This is a genomic window from Corynebacterium sp. KPL4035, assembly GCF_037908325.1.
GTDB classification, from domain to species: Bacteria; Actinomycetota; Actinomycetes; order Mycobacteriales; family Mycobacteriaceae; genus Corynebacterium; species Corynebacterium kefirresidentii.
Genome location: NZ_JBBMGF010000001.1, coordinates 277,406 through 296,268 on the forward strand (window position 1 = coordinate 277,406; position 18,863 = coordinate 296,268).

Below are 18,863 nucleotides of genomic sequence, written 5' to 3' on the forward strand. Positions count from 1 at the left end.
GGACCCCGGCTCCCGCGTTAGCGGTGGAGAGGACTACCATGGGAAACCATGAGTAAGAGAGGAAAGCTAAAGCCAGGCAAGCCCACTCCGATCCTCACCGTTCCGGAAAGCATTGAGCGCCCAGAGTACGTGTGGAAGGACGAGGTACAAGAGGGCATTGGCGAGCCCTATGTCCAGTCCCCAGAGGTCATTGAGAAGATGCGCGAGGCCTGCAAGATTGCGGCCAACGCCCTCAAGGAGGCTGGAAAGGCCGTTAAGCCGGGGGTAACTACTGATTATGTAGACCGCGTGGCACACGAATACATGTGTGACCACGGCGCTTACCCTTCTACGCTGGGGTACCGCGGCTTCCCTAAGTCCAGCTGCGTATCCCTTAATGAGATTGTCTGCCACGGCATCCCAGACACCACCGTGATTGAAGATGGTGACATCGTCAATATCGATATCACCGCGTATAAGAACGGGGTGCACGGCGATAATAACGCTACCTTCCTTGCCGGCGATGTCTCCGAGGAGCACCGCCTGCTGGTAGAGCGCACGAAAGAGGCCACGATGCGCGGCATTAAGGCTGCAAAGCCTGGCCGTGAGATTAACGTTATCGGCCGCGTTATTGAGTCTTATGCCAAGCGTTTTGGCTACAACGTCGTGCGTGACTTCACCGGCCACGGCGTTGGCCCGACCTTCCACAACGGGCTCGTAGTGCTGCACCATGACTCGACCGTCTACCGCGATATCCTCGAGCCGGGTATGACGCTTACCGTCGAGCCGATGATTAATCTTGGCTCGCTGGATTACGAGATCTGGGATGATGACTGGACCGTCCAAAACACGGACGGCAAGTTCACCGCCCAGTTTGAGCACACCCTCGTCATTACTGAGGACGGCAACGAAATCCTTACCATCCCCGATGAGGACTAAGCTTCGCTAACGAAGGCCGCCTCCACGACCCCAAGCGGGGAAGTGGAGGCGGCCTTTTGCGTACTTTGCTTGCCGACGTCCCGCGCAAGGCATCAGCACTCAGCACGTAGCTGCACATAGCAAAGGGGCCCCGTTCTTAAAACGGGGCCCTGCAAGCCCTAGCTATCTAGAGCCAATCTGCGGCTAATAATTAGCGGCGGAAGATTGGGTCCAAGATGTGCTGCGGGACGATGCCGGTGTAAACGGCGTAGTTGTAAGCGCCGATGATTGCGCCGACGATGGAGGTGATGCCCAGTGCGGTAGCACCCTTCTTCCAGTTGGAAGCCCACTCCGGGATGTTTTCGGAGGTTTCGGTGCCGAACATGTCCTCGCCGGTGACCTGGTTGTCAGGAGTTACGACAGGCTTGCCGTCCTCGCCCTCGGTCCATGCGCCTCAGTCCTTGCCCAGCTGGGTGAGGGAGCTGGAAGAAGAGGAGGAGGTGGTGTTCTCGTTGGTGGAGGGGGTCTCTGCAGAAGCAACTGCGGTGCCGCCGAAAGCTACGGTGACTGCGGTAGCAGCAGCAACGGCTGCGGTGCGGAAGTTACGCATTGTGAAAATACCTTTCGGAATTTTTGATTGAGCCGAGTGGCTGTTGCTTAGAAGGAAGGGCCGTGTACGAAGAAGTTGTAAACAGGGCCGATGATGCCGCCGAGCAGGGCGCCAACGCCTGCTAGAACGGTAGCACCGTAGAAGACCTTTGCCCATGCTGGCTGGCCGGAGAAGTCCTTGGAAGAACCGAAGATGCCAACGCCGTTAGCTGCCTTGTCACCTTCAAGCTTGTGGCCAAGCTCGGAGGACAGGGAGCCGCCGGACTTGCCGTTGTCGTCGTCGCCGCCCTTTGCGGTGTTGGATGGGTTCTGCGGCTGGACGGTGATTTCGTTGCCGTTCTGGTTGACGGTCTCGTCAGCGGAAGCAACGGTGGTGCCACCAAAGGCAACGGCGAGAGCGGTTGCGCCAGCGATAGCTGCATTGCGGATACGCATATCAAAATTCCTTAAAAGTCGTACTTGCAAGGCTTCCACACTGGGAAACCAAAGTGTTATTGAATGTAAAGGGAACATACAGAAACACGCGGTAGCCATGTTCGTATCGGCTCGAGCCGGTGTCCCCAGTGAATCTAGTAAAACTCTTGTCCTTTTGCGCGTCAAAGACCGGAATTTCATCCATTAAATTAACGTGCGCGCCTAAATGGTGGTGAATTTCCTGCAGTCACGAATGTGACTTCCTTGGCGTGAAATGGGAATATGCCCTGGAAGCTGGGAAAAATCTGGGTATGTGTGAGAAAGGTTACGTAACAATTTACTTTTGCCACTCCAGTCCCAAAAGGGCGTTTTCCACTACTTCTGGTAGCGCGGGGTGAATCCAATATTGGTTGCGGGTGAACTCCCGCATGTCCAACGAGTAGGCCATCGCGGTAATCAATTGCTGGATGAGGGTAGAAGCCTGCGGTCCCATCAAGTGAGCTCCGAGAAGCTGCCCGGTAGCGCGATCTGCCACTAGCTTGCATATACCGGTTTTATCTTCCATGGCCCAGCCGTAGGCAACATCGCCAAAGTTCTGCACCTTGACGGTTACATCGAAGCCTTCCTCGCGAGCCTGCTTTTCGGTCCGGCCCACCGTTGCGATCTGCGGGTGGGTAAAGACGGCGGCAGGGACATTGTCATGGGGGAGCGGGCGGAGGTCTTCTGGGTGCAGCAGGTTGTGCTGTACGGAGCGCATCTCGGCATTGGCTACGTGCTTGAGCATGTACGGCGAAGAGGCGTCGCCAAGCGCCCATACGCCCTCGGCAGTGGTGCGGCCGAACTCATCGGTTTTTACGCAGCCGTCGGCAAGCAGCTCAATGCCTGCCTTATCCACATCCATCTGATCGCCATTGGGGGTGCGCCCAGTGGCAACCAGAATGGCCTCTGCCTCAATAGAGGTGCCATCATCTAGCTCCAACCGCACTCCCTTGTCAGTCTTCTCGAGCTGGGTGCCATTGGCAATGCGGACGTCGAAGCGGTCGCGAGCAATCTGATTGAAGCGACTAGATAGATCATCATCAAGGTGGCGCAGCAAAGTCTCGGAGCGATTGACCACGGTGACCTCCGTGCCGAGCCCGTCAAAGACATGGGCAAACTCCATGGCGATATAGCCACCGCCCACCACAATGAGGCTTTGTGGCTGATGGTCCATGCGCATGATGTCTTCATTGGTGTAGTACTTCACGCCAGAATTGGCATAGACCTCTGGAATGACCGGGCGGGAGCCGGCCGCGATGACGATTTGCTCGCCAGTGATGAGATGTTCGCCGGTCTGAATAGTCTTCGGGCCAATAAAGCGGGCGTGCTCGTCAAATACGGTGATATTTGGGGTTTCCTCCCCGCGGCGGTACTGCTCGCCGCCCCTGGCAATCTGGTCGATGCGGTTGGTGAAGACGCGGTCCACGATGGAATCCCAATCCACGCTATTGACCTGAGCATCTAGGCCTAGACGGCCGGCCTCGCGCGCGGCCACGGCGATATCGGCGGCATAGACATACATTTTAGTGGGAATGCAGCCCACGTTGAGGCAGGTACCGCCAAAAGTACCCTTTTCAATGATGGCGATCTTTTGGTCATCAAACTCCGGGCTAGGGATGGAGTTTCCGGAGCCGGTGCCGATGATGATGAGGTCAAAATGTTCCTCGGCCGCGGGCGTATGGTTCTGGTGTGAAGAAGTCACGTTTATTCCTTATATATAGGGACTAAATTACTGGACGGGTTTAGCGGAATCTAAGACGGTGGGCAACCACTCATCGCAGGCGTTGAAGGCCTCTTGCAGCGGATCTGGAAGGGATAGAAAAACATCGTGCCTAGCGCCCTTGATGGGGTGCAAGGTGTAGTGGGCGCTTAGTTCCTTTGCCCAGCGGCGCGTTTGGGCAACGTCGATGATGACATCCGCGTGGTTCGCGCTATCGGAATAAGGCCGGCCCAGTTGAGTGCGAGTGGACTGCAGCGTCAAAATTGGTACGCCGGCATCGATACGACCGCTATGGATGGCATCAAAGCCATGGAATACTGCGGCTAGCCAGCCAACATACTTCTTATGGCCAGCCAGTGGCTTAAAGCGGAGGTCAAAAGCCCACTCGCCGTAGAAATCTTGGTGAACAGACTCGCCGTAGGCGGTGAAGTTGCCACCGGGCAGGGGAGTCCTGGGGGCGATGCGGCCAAGTGCGTGCAACAGCGGTTTGAGCGGGGTAAGAACCTGGCCGGGCACGCCCATCATGTCGAGCCACGGGCTATTGAGGATGAGCCCCTTCAAGCGCTGGTGGCGTTCGAAGTCGGTTCGGCGCAGATGATCCATCCATAGCGGGGCGATGAGGCCACCGGTGGAGTGAGCGATGAAGATAACCTCATCATTAGGGATGGCATCGAGTGCAGCGGTGAGGTCAGCAAAGTAGAACGCCAAGTCCGATACATAGTGCCATGACTGGCCGGAGCGGCGCGAGCGACCACACTTGCGCAGATCGACAGCGTAAAAGTCATAACCTTGGGCGGCAAAGTGCTCGGCTACGTGGGTGTGGAAGAAGTAGTCGGTCATACCGTGTAGCCACACCAAAGCCGGGCGCGATGAGGCAGCGGATGGTTCGCGTGCCGCATCGCCCGCCTGCTGGGGCGCGTAGTGCACCAGCGTGGTGACCACGTTGCCCTCGCCGTCGGGGTCTGCGCCCAAGTCAATGGTGGCAGCTTCATAGTCGGGGCCGAGTTTGTCTGGGCCCCATACCGGGGAGTGTGTAACCATGCCTCGATTCTAGGTGTAATAAAGGATTTATGGTGCTGGTGCTGGGGTGTAGATAGTGGGGGCGGAAATTCCCACATTTTTGTCACTGGTCTGGGGGAGAAATCCCAAATTGCATAAGAAAAGCGTAGAGTAAGGCCTTAACGCGTGACGCACTGCCAGGTTGTCTTAGTGCAACGATGGTGGCGCGGGGCGCTAAGCGCTATAAGTCAAGGCGTAGACCGCGCCGATGGATATCTATTTTCAATTCGAAGAGGTAATAACAGAGTGTCCTCCGCTAAGAAGACAGCACAGGTTGTAGACGAGGTCGACGTAGCACTTATTGGTGCCGGCATCATGAGCGCCACCTTGGGCGCAATGCTCCGCGAGCTGGAGCCTAGCTGGACCCAGATGGTCTTTGAGCGTCTCGACGGCCCCGCATTGGAGTCCTCCTCCCCGTGGAATAACGCCGGCACCGGCCACTCCGCACTGTGCGAGCTGAACTACACCCCGGAGAAGAATGGTCGCATTGATATCTCCAAGGCTCTGGGGATTAATGAGAAGTTCCAGAAGTCTCGCCAGTTCTGGTCTCACCAGCTCAACAACGGTATTCTTACCGACCCGAGCGAATTTATTAACCCGGTTCCGCACGTGTCCTTCGCACAGGGCGAAATTCAGGTTGACTACCTTAAGCGTCGCTATGACGTTTTGAGCGAGAAGCACATGTTCCCAGGCATGCAGTTCTCCGCTGATGATTCTGTCTTTGCGGAAAAGCTGCCGTTGATGGCACAGGGCCGTGACCTCTCCAATAAGGTAGCCATCTCTTGGACCGATGCCGGCACTGACGTTAACTTCGGCGCGCTGACCAAGCAGTTCCTGACCGCAGCTAAGGCCTCCGGCACCGAGATCCGCTACGGCCATGAGGTCATCGACATCAAGCGCGATGGCTCTTCCTGGAAGGTCTATTCCAAGAACAAGCACACCAGTGACATCACGGTGGTCAAGGCTAAGTTCGTCTTCGTGGGTGCCGGCGGCTATGCCTTGGACCTGCTGCGCAAGGCCAAGGTTAAGGAAGTTGCCGGTTACGCAGGCTTCCCAGTATCCGGTCTGTGGCTGCGTTCCAAGAACCCAGAGCTTATCGAGCAGCACCAGGCGAAGGTCTACGGCAAGGCTGCTGTGGGCGCCCCACCAATGTCCGTGCCGCACCTGGATACCCGCGTTATCGACGGCGAGAAGGGCCTGCTATTCGGTCCCTACGGCGGCTGGAGCCCCAAGTTCCTGAAGAAGGGCAGCTACCTGGACCTATTTAAGTCCATCCGTCCGGATAACATCACTTCTTACCTTGGCGTTGCCGTCCAGGAGTTCGGCCTGACCAAGTACTTGGTAGACGAGGTACGCAAGAACTTCTCCGACCGCGTTGAGACCCTGCGCGAGTACGTCCCGGAGGCAAAGGAAAGCGACTGGGAGACCGTCATCGCCGGCCAGCGCGTCCAGGTGATCAAGCCTGCAGGTGCCCCGCAGTTCGGCTCCCTCGAGTTCGGTACCACCCTGGTCAATAACCAGGAGGGCAATATCGCCGGCCTGCTCGGTGCATCCCCGGGCGCATCCATTACCCCTGCCGTCATGTTGGAGCTGCTGGAGCGTTGCTTCGGCGAGCACATGATCGATTGGGCGGATAAGATCCGCGAGATGGTTCCGTCTTATGGCATCAAGCTGCGCAACGATGAAAAGCTCTATGACGAGATGTGGGAGTACACCCAGAAGACCTTGAAGCTAGACCGCTAGAACCAGCTTCTTCCTAGATAACCCCCTGTACCGCACCGAGACGGTACAGGGGGTTATTCGGTCTGGGCTCGGTGAACAGCAGCTAGGTGCCACAGTAGGTGAGGTATCCCTCCAAGCCATTGGGGTCCGGCGTTTCGAATGAGGGGTTGGGCTCCCACGGGTGGGTTACCGCGTGGAGGAGTTCTTGATAGGGGCTCATGTCCCCGCGTTCTGCAGCGTTAAGGGCAGCTTCCACCGCGAGGTTGCGCGGGATAACCCGCGGCATCGCGCTATTAACGCGGGATGGATCGGGCGAGGACGCTAGGTACTCATCCAAAAAGTCTCCCTCGGGCAAAAGCTCACGGGCGGGGGTGGGGTGGCCCGCGGCGGCGTCGGCAAGAGCGCGGTGGGCCAGCGTAATATCTGGGCCGTTGAGCTGCATAGCAGCGGAATAAGCAGAGAGGATGTCTGGAGAGGCATCCAATGCTGCTTCCATGTCTGCCTTGCGCTGGGCCTCGAAGCGATCTGCAAAGCCATTTATTGTCTCTTGAGCAAAATCCATGGCCTTATTCAAATCCAAGTCAAAGAGCGGCAGGAGGGACTCCGCCAAGCGCGCTAGATTCCAGCCCAGGATGGAGGGTTGATTGCCAAAGGCATAGCGGCCTTGGGTATCGATGCTGGAAAATACCGTGCTCTGGGAATAGGACTCCATGAAGGCACACGGTCCATAGTCAATCGTCTCGCCGGAGATGGTGGTGTTATCCGTATTCATCACGCCATGGATGAAGCCTAAGCGCATCCACTGGGATACAGTGCGAATTTGTGCATCCATCAGCTGGAGGAAAAAGTCCCGGTAGTCGCACCCAGGATAGTGGCGGGCGATGGCGTAGTCGGCGAGTTGGCGGGTGTAATCCGTCTGCGCGGCCAGGTGGAAAGTGCCCACCCGGATATGGCTCGCAGCCACACGCACCACAATTCCGGCGGGCTGTACGTGGCCGCGCTGGATGGGCCGGCCGGTGGAGATGACCGCTAGTGCCCGAGTGGTGGGCACGCCCAAGGCATGCATGGCTTCGGAAACTAGGTATTCGCGCAACATGGAAGAAAGCGTTCCGCGGCCATCAGAGCCTGGGCGGGAAAAGGGGGTCAGCCCAGTTCCCTTGGCATGGAGATCCCACAGCTGGCCGTCATTTTCCACCTCGCCTAAAAGCATGGCGCGGCCGTCTCCCATCTGCGGATTAAACGCCCCGAATTGGAAGCCAGAATAGGCCATGGCGTGTCCGCCCGCGCGACCCGTGAGGAACTCGATTCCCTCGGAGGAGCGCAGCCAGTCCGGGTCAAAGCCCAACTGCCTGGCCAGTTCCTCGTTTAGGATGACCATCTCTGGGTTCGGCTGCTCTTCGCCCTCGGTAGGGCGAACCAAGTGGGGAAGGCGTTGGGCAAAATCGTGGTGTAGCTGCATTTAAACCTCCAGTGTTCCGCGCACGCGAATATGGGCGCGCCCGCCTACCCAGATATCCGTGCCGTCATCGTTGATAAATACTTCGCCCGCTCGGCCTATCTGGCTGCCTTGTGTTGCGGTATAACGCGTTGGCACCAGGTTTCGCGCGCGCATAAACTGCGCGGCGCCGCCATTGAAAGAACCGGTGACTGGGTCTTCGAATTGCGTGGTAAAGGCCCGAACCTCATAGGCCGACTCGCCCTCTGCGGCGTTGGGATTAAGGCCCACTACGCCGACCTTGGGGCGCTCGCCATGGGGCTTAACCGCACGCACCGCCTCGGCATCGCGCAATTGGAGCAGGCGCCAGCCCGGGCCATTGTCCACCCAGCCGTGGTCCACAATATCCGCGCTATCTAGCCCCAGCCCACCGCAGGCCTCCTTCAGATCCGCCGGGCTTAGCGGTTCTTCGCGGCGCAGCGGCGGGGTAGCAAAGGACAAGACTTCGCCCTCTTCGCGGACGGTTACCAAGCCCACGCCGCATTCTTGGACGATGGTTCCCTCTGTCTGCGGGTTATTGCCTAGCGCCCGCCACGCGGCAGCGCTGCCCAATGTGGGGTGGCCGGCAAAATCTAACTCTTCGTACGGGGTGAAAATGCGCACGCGGTAGTCCGCGCGGGCGTCGTTAGGTTCGAGCAAAAAGGTAGTCTCAGAAAAGTTGGTCCAGTTCGCGATTGCTTGCATCTGCTCGGTACTTAGGCCGTCGGCGCTCGCAATCACCGCCAAGGCATTGCCATTAAAGGCACCCGTGGCAAAAACATCGACCTCAAAGAACTCGTGGTGCATGCCAGCCAGTCTAGTCAGCCCCAGGGATGAGGACTATGGCCTAGAGCCTGCGCTAGCCTAGAAAGCCATGAAGAAGCTATGGCCCGATGCACTTCGAGCGTGGGTAGGCCCACCGTGGAGAATTGTCATTCCACTGTTTTTCTGGGTTTCTTCGGTGCCGGCGGCAGAAGGCGCCATTGATAGATCCTCGCCTTTCCAGAAGTTGGTCCTCGTGCTTTATGCAGTCGGTATTCCACTAGCATTGTGGCTACACCCCAAGCTCAAGGAATACGCCATCGGCTTCATGGCAGTAACACTAACGGTGTGTATCTTTACCCCGCTGGCTGCCATGGGTAACGCTCACTTCTTCCCAGTGGCATACTGCGTATTTCTTATAGGTGCACATTCGCCCAAGCGGTTACAACGGATCTGGATAGGGTGGATTGCCTTAGGTACCTTGGCGGCCACTGCAGCGTCGCTCTACGGGCGGAGGGTTTTCGGCGGCATCGACTTTGGCCTTGAGGATTCTACTAGCATCGGCCCGCTGCCTGCTTTTGGGTCCGTCATCGTCATGGCGTGGCCGGTCATGGGCTTTTTCTACTTGCTTGGCACCAATGATCGTAAAAAGCGCGAGGACCAGCAGCTGCTGATTGAACGTGCGGAAATGGCTGGCGCGGTAGAGCGCAACCGCATTGCCCGCGAGATGCATGACATTGTGGCGCATAATTTAGCGGGCGTTATTGCCCTTGCCGACGGCGCCCGGTTCGCCGCCGCCAAAAATCCCGCAGCGGCCACAGAAGCCTTGGAGACCATCGCCTCTACCTCCCGCGATTCCCTCAAACAGATGCGCGGTTTGCTCTCCGTGCTGCGAGATGGTGATTCCCGCGCCGATACCAAGGCACCCGGTGCCAGCGATATCGCAGGACTCATCTCGGAAGCCCGCCGCAGCGGCTTCGATATCACCGTGCACGGGCTGGAGGACCTGCCGACCGAAAGCGACGAACTCTACCAATTCACCGTCTACCGCGTGGTGCAAGAAATTTTGACCAATATGCTCAAGCATTCCCGCGATAAAAGGGGAGTGCTGCGCTTCCGCTCTATTGGAAACGGCCTAGTATTGAGTGCCGAAAATCCGGCCGCACGCATGCCGGATAATCACAAGCCCGGCTACGGACTTATTGGAATGAGCGAGCGTGTCAAGGCCTATGGCGGCAGCGTTGCTACCCGCACCGAGGACGGACACTTCTTTATTACCGTGGAGGTACCCAATGACTAACCCTGAGCAGCCAACAGGTGCGCCCGCTGGCCCCATCCGTATCGGCCTAGTCGATGATCAGCCCCTCGTGCGCGCCGGGTTCGCCATGCTTCTTGGCTCCCAAGAGGACTTAGAAGTTATCTGGCAAGCATCCGACGGTGATGAGGTGCTCGAGCTTGCCCGCGCGCAGCCGGCGGATATTGTGCTTATGGATGTACAGATGGCCCGCGTCAATGGCATCGCCGCCACAGAAAGGCTGCTGCCGGAATTCCCGGACACCCAGGTCATTATGCTAACCACCTTCGATGACCAGAATTTTGTCCACGGAGCAATTTCCGCTGGGGCCTCCGGTTTTCTGCTGAAAGATGTAGAACCCGAAGAGCTCCTTTCTGCCATTCGCACCGTGTATTCGGGAGAGGCTGTGCTCTCGCCGCGCATTACCGCCCAGGTGCTGCAACAACTGCGCAGCGAGCAGTCTGTAGCACAGCCCGATTCACATGCCACCCCCGTTGCGGCAGCAGCTACCGCCCCTCCGGCCGAAGATCTCACGCCACGCGAGCTGGACGTCCTCAAGCTGATGGCACTGGGGTATTCGAATACCGAAATCGCGGAGTGCGAGTTCGTGTCCATGGCCACGGTCAAGACCCACGTGCGCCATATTCTTACTAAGACCAGCTCGCGCGACCGTGTGCATGCCGTGCTCTACGCCCTAACTCATGGCGTGGTCTCGGTGGAGGAGCTGCTGTCTCATCCCTAGGTATGACCTGCTAAATCACTCCCGAGGATGGTTACTTCGTGCTGGTCAGGCGGCACGATGGAAACCATGCTCAAAGTTTCACACCTTTCTAAGAATTTCCGTTCCTTTAAAGCAGTAGATGACCTCTCCTTTGAGGTCCCAGACGGTCAAGTCACCGGCTTCCTCGGACCGAATGGTTCTGGCAAATCAACCACCATGCGCATGTGCGTGGGGTTGGAGAATCCGACTTCCGGCACCGCGACTTTTGATGGCACGCCCTTCCGCGGGCTGTCCAATCCTGCTACCACGGTGGGCACCTTGTTGGACGCCACCTGGTTCCACCCGGGCCGCAGCGCCCGTGCTCACCTGGGCTACATGGCCGCGTTGCAGGGCGTGTCCATGAACCACGTGGATGACACCCTGGACCGCGTCGGCCTTACCCAGGTAGCCACCAAGCGCGTGGGCGGCTATTCGCTAGGCATGAAGCAGCGCCTGGGCCTTGCTTGTGCGCTCATCGGCGAGCCGAAGCACTTGCTTCTTGACGAACCCGTCAACGGCCTCGACCCCGAAGGCGTGCACTGGATGCGTGCCCGCATCCGCGAATTCGCCGAGGCCGGCTGCTCCGTGTTGGTTTCCTCCCACCTGCTTTCGGAGATGCAGCTCACCGCAGACCGCCTCGTGGTCATCGGCAAGGGCAAGTTGCTGGGCGAGGGCACCGTGGAGGAGTTTGTCAATGGCACGGGAGGCGCAAGCCTCGAAGTGATTGTGGACCAGCCCGATGCACTCCTGCGGCTGTTGCACGGCACCGATGCGGAGACCTCCTTTGACGGGGAAGTCCTGCGCGTGCGCGGTCTCGAAGGCTCCGACATCGGCCGCATCTGTCTGGATAACCGCATTCTCATCTCCAGCTTGGAACGCAAGCAGCCCTCCCTGGAAGAGGCCTACCTCGGCGCGACAGCCGACCACGTGGCCTACCGCTCTGCATAGTTTTTCACCTGCACAACACGCTCCATCTGCAAAGGATAGATTCACATGAACGCTCTGATTTCTGAATCCCGGAAACTATTTTCGCTCCGCTCTACTTGGATATACCTCGCCGTAGTTTCAGCTGGCATGGCTGCCGGCGCTGTCTTGTTGGCTTGGGCGAATGACTTCAATGGAACGGTCGACGGCAAGTTCGAGGCTGTCGATGTGTCTATTTCCGGTTCACTCGCCATTGTCGTGATGGTGTTTGCTGCCGCCATGATGGTAGGCGGCGACCAAAGTAAAGGAACAGTTTCATGGTCATACCTCTCATCAAATCGCCGCGTAGGTATAGTGCTGAGCCAATTTTTCATCATCACCTTTTCGCTACTGCTCGCGGCCACACTGGGCATGGTGGTAGCCACGCTGTTGATTACTGCCTTCGGAGGTGATTTCAATTTTGACAGCTTTATGCATTGGCCGGATAACAATGGGTTCATCCTTGCCTACGTTGAGTGGACTGTCTTTATCCTGTTAGCTACCAGCTTGGCCTACCTTTTGCGCAGTGGTGCATTCGCAGCGATGATTCTCGTGGCAGAGTATTTCGTCATTGAAACCGCCCTCGATGCCGTTAGCGCTCCTTGGGCTAAGGCTATCCTCCGCGTGCTACCTGATGCCAACGCTTGGGGGCTAGTAATGGGCGCCAACCGCAGTGGTGATGAGCAATCTCGAGCTGTCGCCGCTGTCGTTCTAATCGTGATGATCGTGCTCACCGTTGGTGGGTCCTGTGCGGTGGCGCGTCGTCGCTCTGTTGCGAAATAGGTACTAGGCGTTACTACCCTAGTGGGCATGAGTGATGCACTTTTTGCCCGCATTGAGCCCATCCAAACCATGCGGGATGGCACGGTCAAACAGGTCAACCCGTTCTCGGGAACCGAGGTATGGACCGTGCCAGGCCGCGGCAACCGCCCGCTGTCTGTACCAGTAGCTAACCCGCAGCCACTGCAAGAGGAAGACTTTAGCCATCGCTGCGCCTTTTGCTCTGGGCGCTTGACCGATACCCCGCCGGAAAAGGCACGCATTCTGCCTTCCGGCGGGATTGTGCGTGGATTGCCCTTGCAGGAATACGATCACACAGTGCCGGCCTTTCGGCGCATCCCCAATCTGTTTGAAATCGTCTCTTATGACTATTGGCATGCCAATTACGGCTTTGAGATGGATGCCGAAACCCGCCAGCGCATGGACAACTACCTTAGCGATCCGGCCGGCCGGGAACATGTGCTCAAGATAGTGCGCACGAAGCGCAAAGCAGCGCACTTGCCTGAGACAAGCGAAGAAGAACTGGTGGACCAGGCTGCTGGATTCTTCGCCGGCGGTCACGACGTCATCGTGGCTGGCCGCCATTTTGAGCGCGGCGCACAGGATGATTCTCAGTTGGCATCTTCGGGCACGCTAAGCGCTGAAGAACACCTGCTCTTTATGCAGCTGACTATCGACGCCATGCGGGATCTCTACGAGCGCAACCGCTACGCCCCGTACGTGGTGGCATTCCAAAACTGGTTGCAGCCAGCCGGTGCTTCCTTCGAGCACCTGCACAAGCAGCTCGTGGCCATTGATGATCGCGGTATGGCTTCTCACCGAGAGGTCCAGATGCTGCGCAGCAATATGAACATGTACAACGAGTGGGCGGTGGATTATGCCGCTAGCCGCAATCTCGTCATCGCGGAAAACGACCATGCTGTCCTCTTCGCCGGCTTCGGACACCGTTATCCCACATTGGAGGTGTACTCCAAGTCCGCAACCTGCGAGCCGTGGCTGCAGTCGGAAGAAGAAATTCGTGCCATGAGCGATCTAGTCCACGCTGCCCACGCCGCAGTAGGCCGCGAGGTGCCCTGCAATGAGGAATGGCACCACAAGCCCGCCGACGTCGATGTTGCCCAACCATGGCGCATTCTTATCAAGTTACGTATTTCTACGCTCGCTGGATTCGAAGGCGGTACCAAGATTTACCTCAACACCATTTCGCCCTGGGACCTGCGCGATAGGGTAGTAGGCCAGCTTTACCCCCTGCGCGAATCCGGACATGTTTCCGGCTCAATACGCGTGGCGACGGAGTGCTCGGTGCAACGCAATAGCCTGCTATATAACCCGCAGCTGCGCTAAACAGACCGCGCTGGGCAAACGGTGGTCGGCTCAGCGCCTGACCAGGAGCGTGAGCTCGCACGAACCCGGCCGCGGTTCTTCAACGGTCATACCTGCGGCGCGCGCGATAGCAGCAACGTCGGCGGCGCTATAGGCATCGGCAGGAGAGAGCGCTAGCTCGCGGGCGAGGAGGCCCTTGTAGTGCTTATTAAAGTGGCTGACTACCTTGCGCGAGCCATCTTCTTGCATGCTTTCTACCCGCACCGTTACCGCGTCTTTCACCCGGCCCAATTGTTGGTACGTACCCGAGCGCAGATCAACAATAAGCTCGTCTACCCCCTCGAGAGTCTGCGTAATCTGCTTGCCCCAGTGCGATTTCATGGTGCGCCCGCTAAGTTTTGTCCCGCCCGAAAGCCGGTAATGGGGGATGGGATCGCTGGCGCGGAGGATGCCAAAAAGGGCGTCGCCAATGGCAAGGCGATCCCATGTGGGGAGGGTGGGAGCGTCTAGGGCATCAAAAAGCACGCCGGTATAACGCAACACGGCCGGCATGGTGGGGGTGGTAAAAAGACCCTGGTTGGACTCGGCTTCACCGCGCAGCTTTTCTGAGAGTTTCAGCACCTTCATTGCCTCATCTACCGAAAGAGACTGCAGCTCAGCTGCAATTTCGCGCCGGGTTTCGTTTAGTCCCGGAAAGGAAAGCTGCGCGAAATCAAGCGCGTGTCCTGTGCCGCCGTGATCCTTAGTTTCTGAAGGAGGGAGGATAATGAGCATATATACACAGTAGCGGGGTATATTTTTGACCATGATTACCCGCCTTTCTGAACTATTTCTCCGTACCCTTCGTGAGGACCCGGCTGATGCTGAGGTCCCCAGCCACAAGCTGCTCGTGCGCGCCGGCTATGTCCGCCGCGTTGCGCCGGGCGTTTATACCTGGCTGCCGTTGGGCCTGCGCACGCTGCGCAAGATTGAAGACGTAGTCCGTCAGGAAATGGATGCTATTGGCGGTCAGGAAATGCTTTTTCCTGCTTTGTTGCCGCGCGAGCCTTATGAAAAGACCAACCGTTGGGTTGAATACGGCGATAATCTCTTCCGCTTGAAGGACCGCAAGAACGCAGACATGCTACTCGGCCCTACCCACGAGGAGATGTTTGCCAGCGCCGTAAAGGACATGTACTCCTCTTATAAGGATTTTCCGGTTACGCTGTATCAGATTCAGACCAAGTATCGCGATGAGGAACGCCCCCGCGCCGGTGTGCTGCGCGGCCGCGAGTTCACCATGAAGGACTCATACTCCTTCGACATGACCGATGAAGGATTGGATGAGTCCTATGGCCGCCACCGGAAGGCGTATCAAAATATTTTCAACCGTCTAGAGATTGATTACGCCATTTGTAAGGCCACCTCTGGCGCGATGGGTGGTTCTGCCTCGGAGGAGTTCCTCGCCGTCTCTGAAGTCGGTGAAGATACCTTCGTGCGCTCTACTGAAGGCGACTATGCTGCCAACGTGGAAGCCGTAGTTACCCCAGCACCAGCGGAGAAGGACATCGAGGGCCAGCCAGAGGCGCAGGAATACGACACCCCGAATGCAGAGAGCATTGATTCACTCGTTTCCTGGGCAAAGCAAGCAGGCATTACTATCGACGGCCGCGAGGCAACGGCCGCAGATACCCTCAAATGCATGATGGTAAAGCTCTTCCACCCAGCTGCTGAGAGCGAAAAGCGCGAGTCCGAGTTGGCCGCCGTGCTCATCCCGGGCGATCGTGAACTGGATGAAAAGCGCCTCGAGGCTGCACTCGAGCCGGTGGAATTTGAATTGGCCGGGGACAAGGACTTTGCTGACAATGACTTCCTAGTCAAGGGCTATGTTGGACCGCGCGTATTGAACGCCAATGACATTAAAGTCTTGGCCGATCCGCGCGTGGTCAAGGGCACAGCGTGGATTACCGGCGCTGACGCAAGCGAGCGCCACGTGGTTGGTTGCGTGGCTGGCCGCGATTTCACCGTGGATGAGTTCATTGAGGCCGCAGAGGTCAAGGAAGGCGATCTTGCCCCGGATAACCAGGGCACGTTGACCTTGGAGCGCGGCATCGAGCTGGGCCACATCTTCCAGCTGGGCCGCAAATACACCGAGGCCTTCGACGTCCAGATTTTGGATGAAAACGGCAAGCGTGCGGTTCCCACCATGGGGTCTTATGGCATCGGCATCACTCGTATGCTGGCTGTGCTAGCCGAGCAGCGCCATGATGACAAGGGCCTTAACTGGCCGGTAGCTGTCGCGCCGTACCAGGTCCATGTGGCAGTGGCTAATAAGGACGCCGCAGCCATGGAGGCCGGCGACACATTGGTGGAAGAGCTGTCCGCCAAGGGGATCGAGGTGCTTTTTGATGACCGCCCGAAGGTCTCCCCAGGCGTGAAGTTCAAGGATGCAGAGCTGCTAGGCATGCCATTTGTGGCAGTCCTAGGCCGTGCCTTCAAGGAAGGCAAGATAGAGCTGCGCATCCGCGGCGGAGAGACCCTAGAGGTCCCGGCGGAGGAAATCGTGGACAAGATTCTTGAGCTGGTTCGCGGTTAGAGAAGCGCGCAATGATTCGCGTCGGGGTACCGTGGAAGGCATGAATTTCCAAAAGAATGGACTTTCCACGGTGCTTTCCGCCATGGGCGTATTGCACTTTGTGAAGGCGCAAACTTTCGAATCCATCGTTCCGCCGCAGCTGCCCGGCCCCGCACGGTTTTATAACTTTGCTTCTGGTCTCTGGGAGATAGTCACTGGCGCGTTGCTGCGGCGCCGCGCTACCCGTGGGTTCGGCGGTGCTTCTGCGCTTGCGCTCTTTGCCGCTGTATGGCCAGCCAATATGTACCACGCCTGGATTGAGCGCAAGGCAGGATGGCCGAAAAAGTTCTACCACATCATCCGTCAGCCGCTGCAGGTGCTGCTTATGATGTATGCCTGGAATATCGCCAAGCATGAGGCTTAAAGGAATTGACATTGCTGCGCGCTAGCTAGGTAGACGCAGCAGAAAAGCCGGCCCCGTCCTCAACCCCGCGGAAACGCCGCAGGGTGGGGAGGGGCCGGCTTTCTCTTTCGTGCCGGAGCCTATGATTTAGCCGGCAACTGGGCCGCCGCAGTTAGGCCATGCGCCAGCGCCCTGGGCGGCCAAAACGTTTTCGGCCACGGCAATCTGCTGCTCTCGCGTTGCCTGGTTAGCGGTTGCAGCGTACTGGGTGCCGCCATTGGCAGCCCAGGTTTGCGCGTTGAACTGCAGGCCACCCTGGTAACCGTTTCCGGTATTGATATGCCAGTCACCGCCGGACTCGCAGGCAGCAACCTGATCCCAAGCGCTAGCCGGTGCGGCAGTAGCGGCAGGGGCGGCAAGGCCAGCAAGGCCCAGTGCGGCGGCGGATACAGTCAAAATGGTCTTCTTAGAACGCATTGAGAGGAAACTCCTTCTCTTTGTGTCTTTTAGGCTCGCGGTATCTCCTGCAAGCTCATGGTGTACCAACCTACGCACGCTTGTAGAGCAGAAGCAATGCATAGCGTCGTAGAGCTCGCTACATTTTCACTGTCCGGCGTTCAGGGGATTGACAGACAGGCGTCGCGTTCTAGCGTATGCCGTGGGATTCGGCCGCGATGCCGATAAGCCAGGTGATCCAGTCTTGATCTGGTGATTCTTCTTGCGCCGCCTGCGCAGCGGCGGCGGACCATTTCCGGCCGTCCTGTTCGGCGAGGCCGCCTAAAAAGTTCAGCGCAGATGCGGAATCATGGGGAAGTTCTTGGTCGCCGGAAGAATAAGCCGGCTCGGGTTGCGGCACGGTGCCATACCGGCCTAAGGCCTCCTGCAGGGCATCGATGCGGCGGTGGTGGACCTCTAGGCGGTGGTCCACGTTGCCCTCGTGCTCTGCGCCGACGTAGGCCCGGGCGAAATCCAGCGCATAAACCTGCTCATACTCCCAGGCAAGGAGATCGGCAGCACTTTTTTGCTCTGGTTGGGAAAGTTCTGGGATAGCGGGAGCATCGCCTGGCAGCCAAGCATTGAGCGCGATGGCTTGCTCGGTCACCAGGGTGCGCGATTCAACGGTGACTTCATCGGCTGCCGCTGTCGTAGCAGAGGCGGCATTTTCCATAACCTCGGAAGAATCCGCGGCGCGGTTAGCTTTAGTGGGGCGCTCTACCTCACACGAGCGTGGGGGATTGCCGGCATCGTCGGTACCGCAGAGGCGCGTAATTTCGGCATAGAGGGCATCGGCCTGGGAACTGCGGATCTCCGCGGCGTGATCGTCGACGCCGTTTAAAGCAAGGGCGTCGGTTGCGGCGGCGTCGGCAAGCGCGAGCAGCCTATTTTCCGGCCGGGGGCCGAAATAGTCGACGACGGAATCAACTGCCTGGCACCCGGTTAAGGCGGGCAGGGTGGCGGTTGTGGCTACGAGAATCAAAGCTATACGTCGGCGGTTCACGCAAAAGACTGTACCCGGTAGCACGTAGGCTAGTGGGCATGGCTTTCCCAGATGCACAACAATTGACCGAACTCTTGCAGCCAAAGCTAGCTGAGCGGGGATTGGATGTAGAAGACATTAAGACCACCAAGGCGGGGAAGAAATCCCAGGTGGTTATCCGTATTGATGGTGATAAGCGCCCTAGCTCGGACGTGCTGGAGGAAGTATCTAATGAGATTTCTGCTTTCTTTGACGCCAAGGAAGAAGCAGGCGAGCTCAATTTTGGTGCCGGCTACACCCTGGAGGTTTCCACCCCCGGAGTGGATTTGCCGTTGACCGCCCCACGCCACTGGCGCCGCAATCGGGGGCGCAAGGTTTCCTTCGACCTTGGCGATGGCAAGTCTCAGACAGCTCGGATTGGCGCGCTTAACGACGCCGCCGATGCCGTAATCCTCATCACGGCAAATAAAGAGGACGTGCAGACGCGCGCAGAGCGATTGGAAAACATTGCCCGGGCAGTGGTAGAAATTGAATTTGCGCAGCCGTCCGAACAGGAAATAGAGGCAGTGCACAAGACGTTTGAAGAAGCCGAGAATTAACCGGCAACCGAGAG

General features: G+C 58.0%; 20 protein-coding genes. 10 read left to right on the plus strand and 10 right to left on the minus strand.

Annotated features, from left to right (window positions below; genetic code table 11):
• Window positions 1-48 precede the first annotated feature (48 nt).
• The gene (gene map, locus WMP96_RS01295) at window positions 49-918 is read left to right on the plus strand and encodes a type I methionyl aminopeptidase (protein ID WP_340431923.1); all 870 of its coding nucleotides are present in this window, start codon (window positions 49-51) and stop codon (window positions 916-918) included.
• A 190-nt stretch (window positions 919-1,108) separates the two neighbouring features.
• Here the strand turns inward: map and WMP96_RS01300 are convergent, their stop codons facing one another.
• From WMP96_RS01300 to WMP96_RS01320, 5 genes are all read right to left on the minus strand, one after another.
• Window positions 1,109-1,282 carry a hypothetical protein gene (locus WMP96_RS01300; RefSeq protein WP_284839552.1) on the minus strand — a complete coding sequence of 58 codons (174 nt, stop codon included), beginning with the start codon at window positions 1,280-1,282 and terminating at the stop codon, window positions 1,109-1,111.
• A gap of 69 nt (window positions 1,283-1,351) precedes the next feature.
• On the minus strand, window positions 1,352-1,507 hold the full coding sequence (locus tag WMP96_RS01305) for a hypothetical protein (protein ID WP_301715648.1): 156 nt from the start codon (window positions 1,505-1,507) through the stop codon (window positions 1,352-1,354).
• A 47-nt stretch (window positions 1,508-1,554) separates the two neighbouring features.
• Window positions 1,555-1,941, minus strand: a complete 387-nt coding sequence (locus WMP96_RS01310; protein ID WP_239204239.1) for a hypothetical protein — start codon at window positions 1,939-1,941, stop codon at window positions 1,555-1,557.
• 316 nt (window positions 1,942-2,257) lie between these two features.
• Complete coding sequence (gene mtr, locus WMP96_RS01315; RefSeq protein ID WP_301715650.1) at window positions 2,258-3,661, minus strand: mycothione reductase; 1,404 nt, start codon at window positions 3,659-3,661, stop codon at window positions 2,258-2,260.
• Window positions 3,662-3,688: 27 nt separating this feature from the next.
• Window positions 3,689-4,720: an alpha/beta hydrolase gene (locus tag WMP96_RS01320; RefSeq protein ID WP_301715651.1), complete on the minus strand. Its 1,032-nt coding sequence runs from the start codon at window positions 4,718-4,720 to the stop codon at window positions 3,689-3,691.
• A gap of 264 nt (window positions 4,721-4,984) precedes the next feature.
• Between WMP96_RS01320 and mqo the strand changes: the two genes are divergently transcribed.
• Window positions 4,985-6,481 carry a malate dehydrogenase (quinone) gene (mqo, locus tag WMP96_RS01325; protein ID WP_340431930.1) on the plus strand — a complete coding sequence of 499 codons (1,497 nt, stop codon included), beginning with the start codon at window positions 4,985-4,987 and terminating at the stop codon, window positions 6,479-6,481.
• Between the two features lie 82 nt (window positions 6,482-6,563).
• On the opposite strand, the gene WMP96_RS01330 is transcribed toward mqo, so the two are convergent.
• Window positions 6,564-7,919: a protein adenylyltransferase SelO gene (locus tag WMP96_RS01330; RefSeq protein WP_340431932.1), complete on the minus strand. Its 1,356-nt coding sequence runs from the start codon at window positions 7,917-7,919 to the stop codon at window positions 6,564-6,566.
• Window positions 7,920-8,741 carry a PhzF family phenazine biosynthesis protein gene (locus WMP96_RS01335; RefSeq protein WP_340431934.1) on the minus strand — a complete coding sequence of 274 codons (822 nt, stop codon included), beginning with the start codon at window positions 8,739-8,741 and terminating at the stop codon, window positions 7,920-7,922. It lies immediately after the preceding gene.
• Between the two features lie 67 nt (window positions 8,742-8,808).
• Between WMP96_RS01335 and WMP96_RS01340 the strand changes: the two genes are divergently transcribed.
• The 5 genes from WMP96_RS01340 to WMP96_RS01360 all read left to right on the plus strand — a co-directional run bounded on the left by WMP96_RS01340 (window position 8,809) and on the right by WMP96_RS01360 (window position 13,837).
• Window positions 8,809-9,996 (plus strand): sensor histidine kinase, encoded by a 1,188-nt coding sequence (locus tag WMP96_RS01340; protein WP_301715654.1) that lies wholly within the window; start codon window positions 8,809-8,811, stop codon window positions 9,994-9,996.
• Complete coding sequence (locus tag WMP96_RS01345; RefSeq protein ID WP_239204225.1) at window positions 9,989-10,732, plus strand: response regulator; 744 nt, start codon at window positions 9,989-9,991, stop codon at window positions 10,730-10,732. The genes WMP96_RS01340 and WMP96_RS01345 overlap by 8 nt, the downstream gene beginning before the upstream one ends.
• A 66-nt stretch (window positions 10,733-10,798) precedes the next feature.
• Window positions 10,799-11,698: an ABC transporter ATP-binding protein gene (locus tag WMP96_RS01350; protein ID WP_034655868.1), complete on the plus strand. Its 900-nt coding sequence runs from the start codon at window positions 10,799-10,801 to the stop codon at window positions 11,696-11,698.
• A gap of 45 nt (window positions 11,699-11,743) precedes the next feature.
• Window positions 11,744-12,496, plus strand: coding sequence for an ABC transporter permease (locus WMP96_RS01355; RefSeq protein WP_023021324.1), 753 nt, complete (start codon window positions 11,744-11,746; stop codon window positions 12,494-12,496).
• Between the two features lie 27 nt (window positions 12,497-12,523).
• A complete protein-coding gene (locus WMP96_RS01360; RefSeq protein WP_239204223.1) occupies window positions 12,524-13,837 on the plus strand; it encodes a DUF4921 family protein in 1,314 nt (437 codons plus the stop codon).
• A gap of 30 nt (window positions 13,838-13,867) precedes the next feature.
• Here WMP96_RS01360 and yaaA read toward each other — a convergent pair whose 3' ends face one another.
• Window positions 13,868-14,590 carry a peroxide stress protein YaaA gene (gene yaaA / locus WMP96_RS01365; protein ID WP_301715655.1) on the minus strand — a complete coding sequence of 241 codons (723 nt, stop codon included), beginning with the start codon at window positions 14,588-14,590 and terminating at the stop codon, window positions 13,868-13,870.
• Between the two features lie 31 nt (window positions 14,591-14,621).
• Here yaaA and WMP96_RS01370 point away from each other — a divergent pair, with 31 nt between their 5' ends.
• Entirely contained in the window at window positions 14,622-16,391 is a 1,770-nt protein-coding gene (locus tag WMP96_RS01370) for a proline--tRNA ligase (RefSeq protein ID WP_239207586.1), read from the plus strand.
• 40 nt (window positions 16,392-16,431) lie between these two features.
• Complete coding sequence (locus tag WMP96_RS01375; protein WP_239207587.1) at window positions 16,432-16,794, plus strand: DoxX family protein; 363 nt, start codon at window positions 16,432-16,434, stop codon at window positions 16,792-16,794.
• A 126-nt stretch (window positions 16,795-16,920) separates the two neighbouring features.
• Here WMP96_RS01375 and WMP96_RS01380 read toward each other — a convergent pair whose 3' ends face one another.
• Both WMP96_RS01380 and WMP96_RS01385 read right to left on the minus strand, forming a co-directional pair.
• Window positions 16,921-17,250, minus strand: coding sequence for a transglycosylase family protein (locus WMP96_RS01380; RefSeq protein WP_301715656.1), 330 nt, complete (start codon window positions 17,248-17,250; stop codon window positions 16,921-16,923).
• A gap of 169 nt (window positions 17,251-17,419) precedes the next feature.
• A complete protein-coding gene (locus tag WMP96_RS01385; RefSeq protein WP_301715657.1) occupies window positions 17,420-18,271 on the minus strand; it encodes a DUF4439 domain-containing protein in 852 nt (283 codons plus the stop codon).
• Between the two features lie 38 nt (window positions 18,272-18,309).
• Here WMP96_RS01385 and rimP point away from each other — a divergent pair, with 38 nt between their 5' ends.
• Window positions 18,310-18,849, plus strand: a complete 540-nt coding sequence (rimP, locus tag WMP96_RS01390; protein ID WP_284798428.1) for a ribosome maturation factor RimP — start codon at window positions 18,310-18,312, stop codon at window positions 18,847-18,849.
• Window positions 18,850-18,863 lie beyond the last annotated feature (14 nt).

Bases quoted from the DNA above. Each gene is read 5' to 3' on its own strand.
- WMP96_RS01320 (WP_301715651.1), bottom strand. From the start codon at position 4,720: ATGGTTACACACTCCCCGGTATGGGGCCCAGACAAACTCGGCCCCGAC.
- WMP96_RS01345 (WP_239204225.1), top strand. From the start codon at position 9,989: ATGACTAACCCTGAGCAGCCAACAGGTGCGCCCGCTGGCCCCATCCGT.
- WMP96_RS01380 (WP_301715656.1), bottom strand. From the start codon at position 17,250: ATGCGTTCTAAGAAGACCATTTTGACTGTATCCGCCGCCGCACTGGGC.
- rimP (WP_284798428.1), top strand. From the start codon at position 18,310: ATGGCTTTCCCAGATGCACAACAATTGACCGAACTCTTGCAGCCAAAG.
- WMP96_RS01355 (WP_023021324.1), top strand. From the start codon at position 11,744: ATGAACGCTCTGATTTCTGAATCCCGGAAACTATTTTCGCTCCGCTCT.
- WMP96_RS01340 (WP_301715654.1), top strand. From the start codon at position 8,809: ATGAAGAAGCTATGGCCCGATGCACTTCGAGCGTGGGTAGGCCCACCG.
- WMP96_RS01360 (WP_239204223.1), top strand. From the start codon at position 12,524: ATGAGTGATGCACTTTTTGCCCGCATTGAGCCCATCCAAACCATGCGG.
- WMP96_RS01310 (WP_239204239.1), bottom strand. From the start codon at position 1,941: ATGCGTATCCGCAATGCAGCTATCGCTGGCGCAACCGCTCTCGCCGTT.
- WMP96_RS01300 (WP_284839552.1), bottom strand. From the start codon at position 1,282: ATGTTCGGCACCGAAACCTCCGAAAACATCCCGGAGTGGGCTTCCAAC.
- WMP96_RS01335 (WP_340431934.1), bottom strand. From the start codon at position 8,741: ATGCACCACGAGTTCTTTGAGGTCGATGTTTTTGCCACGGGTGCCTTT.
- yaaA (WP_301715655.1), bottom strand. From the start codon at position 14,590: ATGCTCATTATCCTCCCTCCTTCAGAAACTAAGGATCACGGCGGCACA.
- WMP96_RS01370 (WP_239207586.1), top strand. From the start codon at position 14,622: ATGATTACCCGCCTTTCTGAACTATTTCTCCGTACCCTTCGTGAGGAC.
- map (WP_340431923.1), top strand. From the start codon at position 49: ATGAGTAAGAGAGGAAAGCTAAAGCCAGGCAAGCCCACTCCGATCCTC.
- WMP96_RS01350 (WP_034655868.1), top strand. From the start codon at position 10,799: ATGCTCAAAGTTTCACACCTTTCTAAGAATTTCCGTTCCTTTAAAGCA.
- WMP96_RS01305 (WP_301715648.1), bottom strand. From the start codon at position 1,507: ATGCGTAACTTCCGCACCGCAGCCGTTGCTGCTGCTACCGCAGTCACC.
- WMP96_RS01375 (WP_239207587.1), top strand. From the start codon at position 16,432: ATGAATTTCCAAAAGAATGGACTTTCCACGGTGCTTTCCGCCATGGGC.
- WMP96_RS01330 (WP_340431932.1), bottom strand. From the start codon at position 7,919: ATGCAGCTACACCACGATTTTGCCCAACGCCTTCCCCACTTGGTTCGC.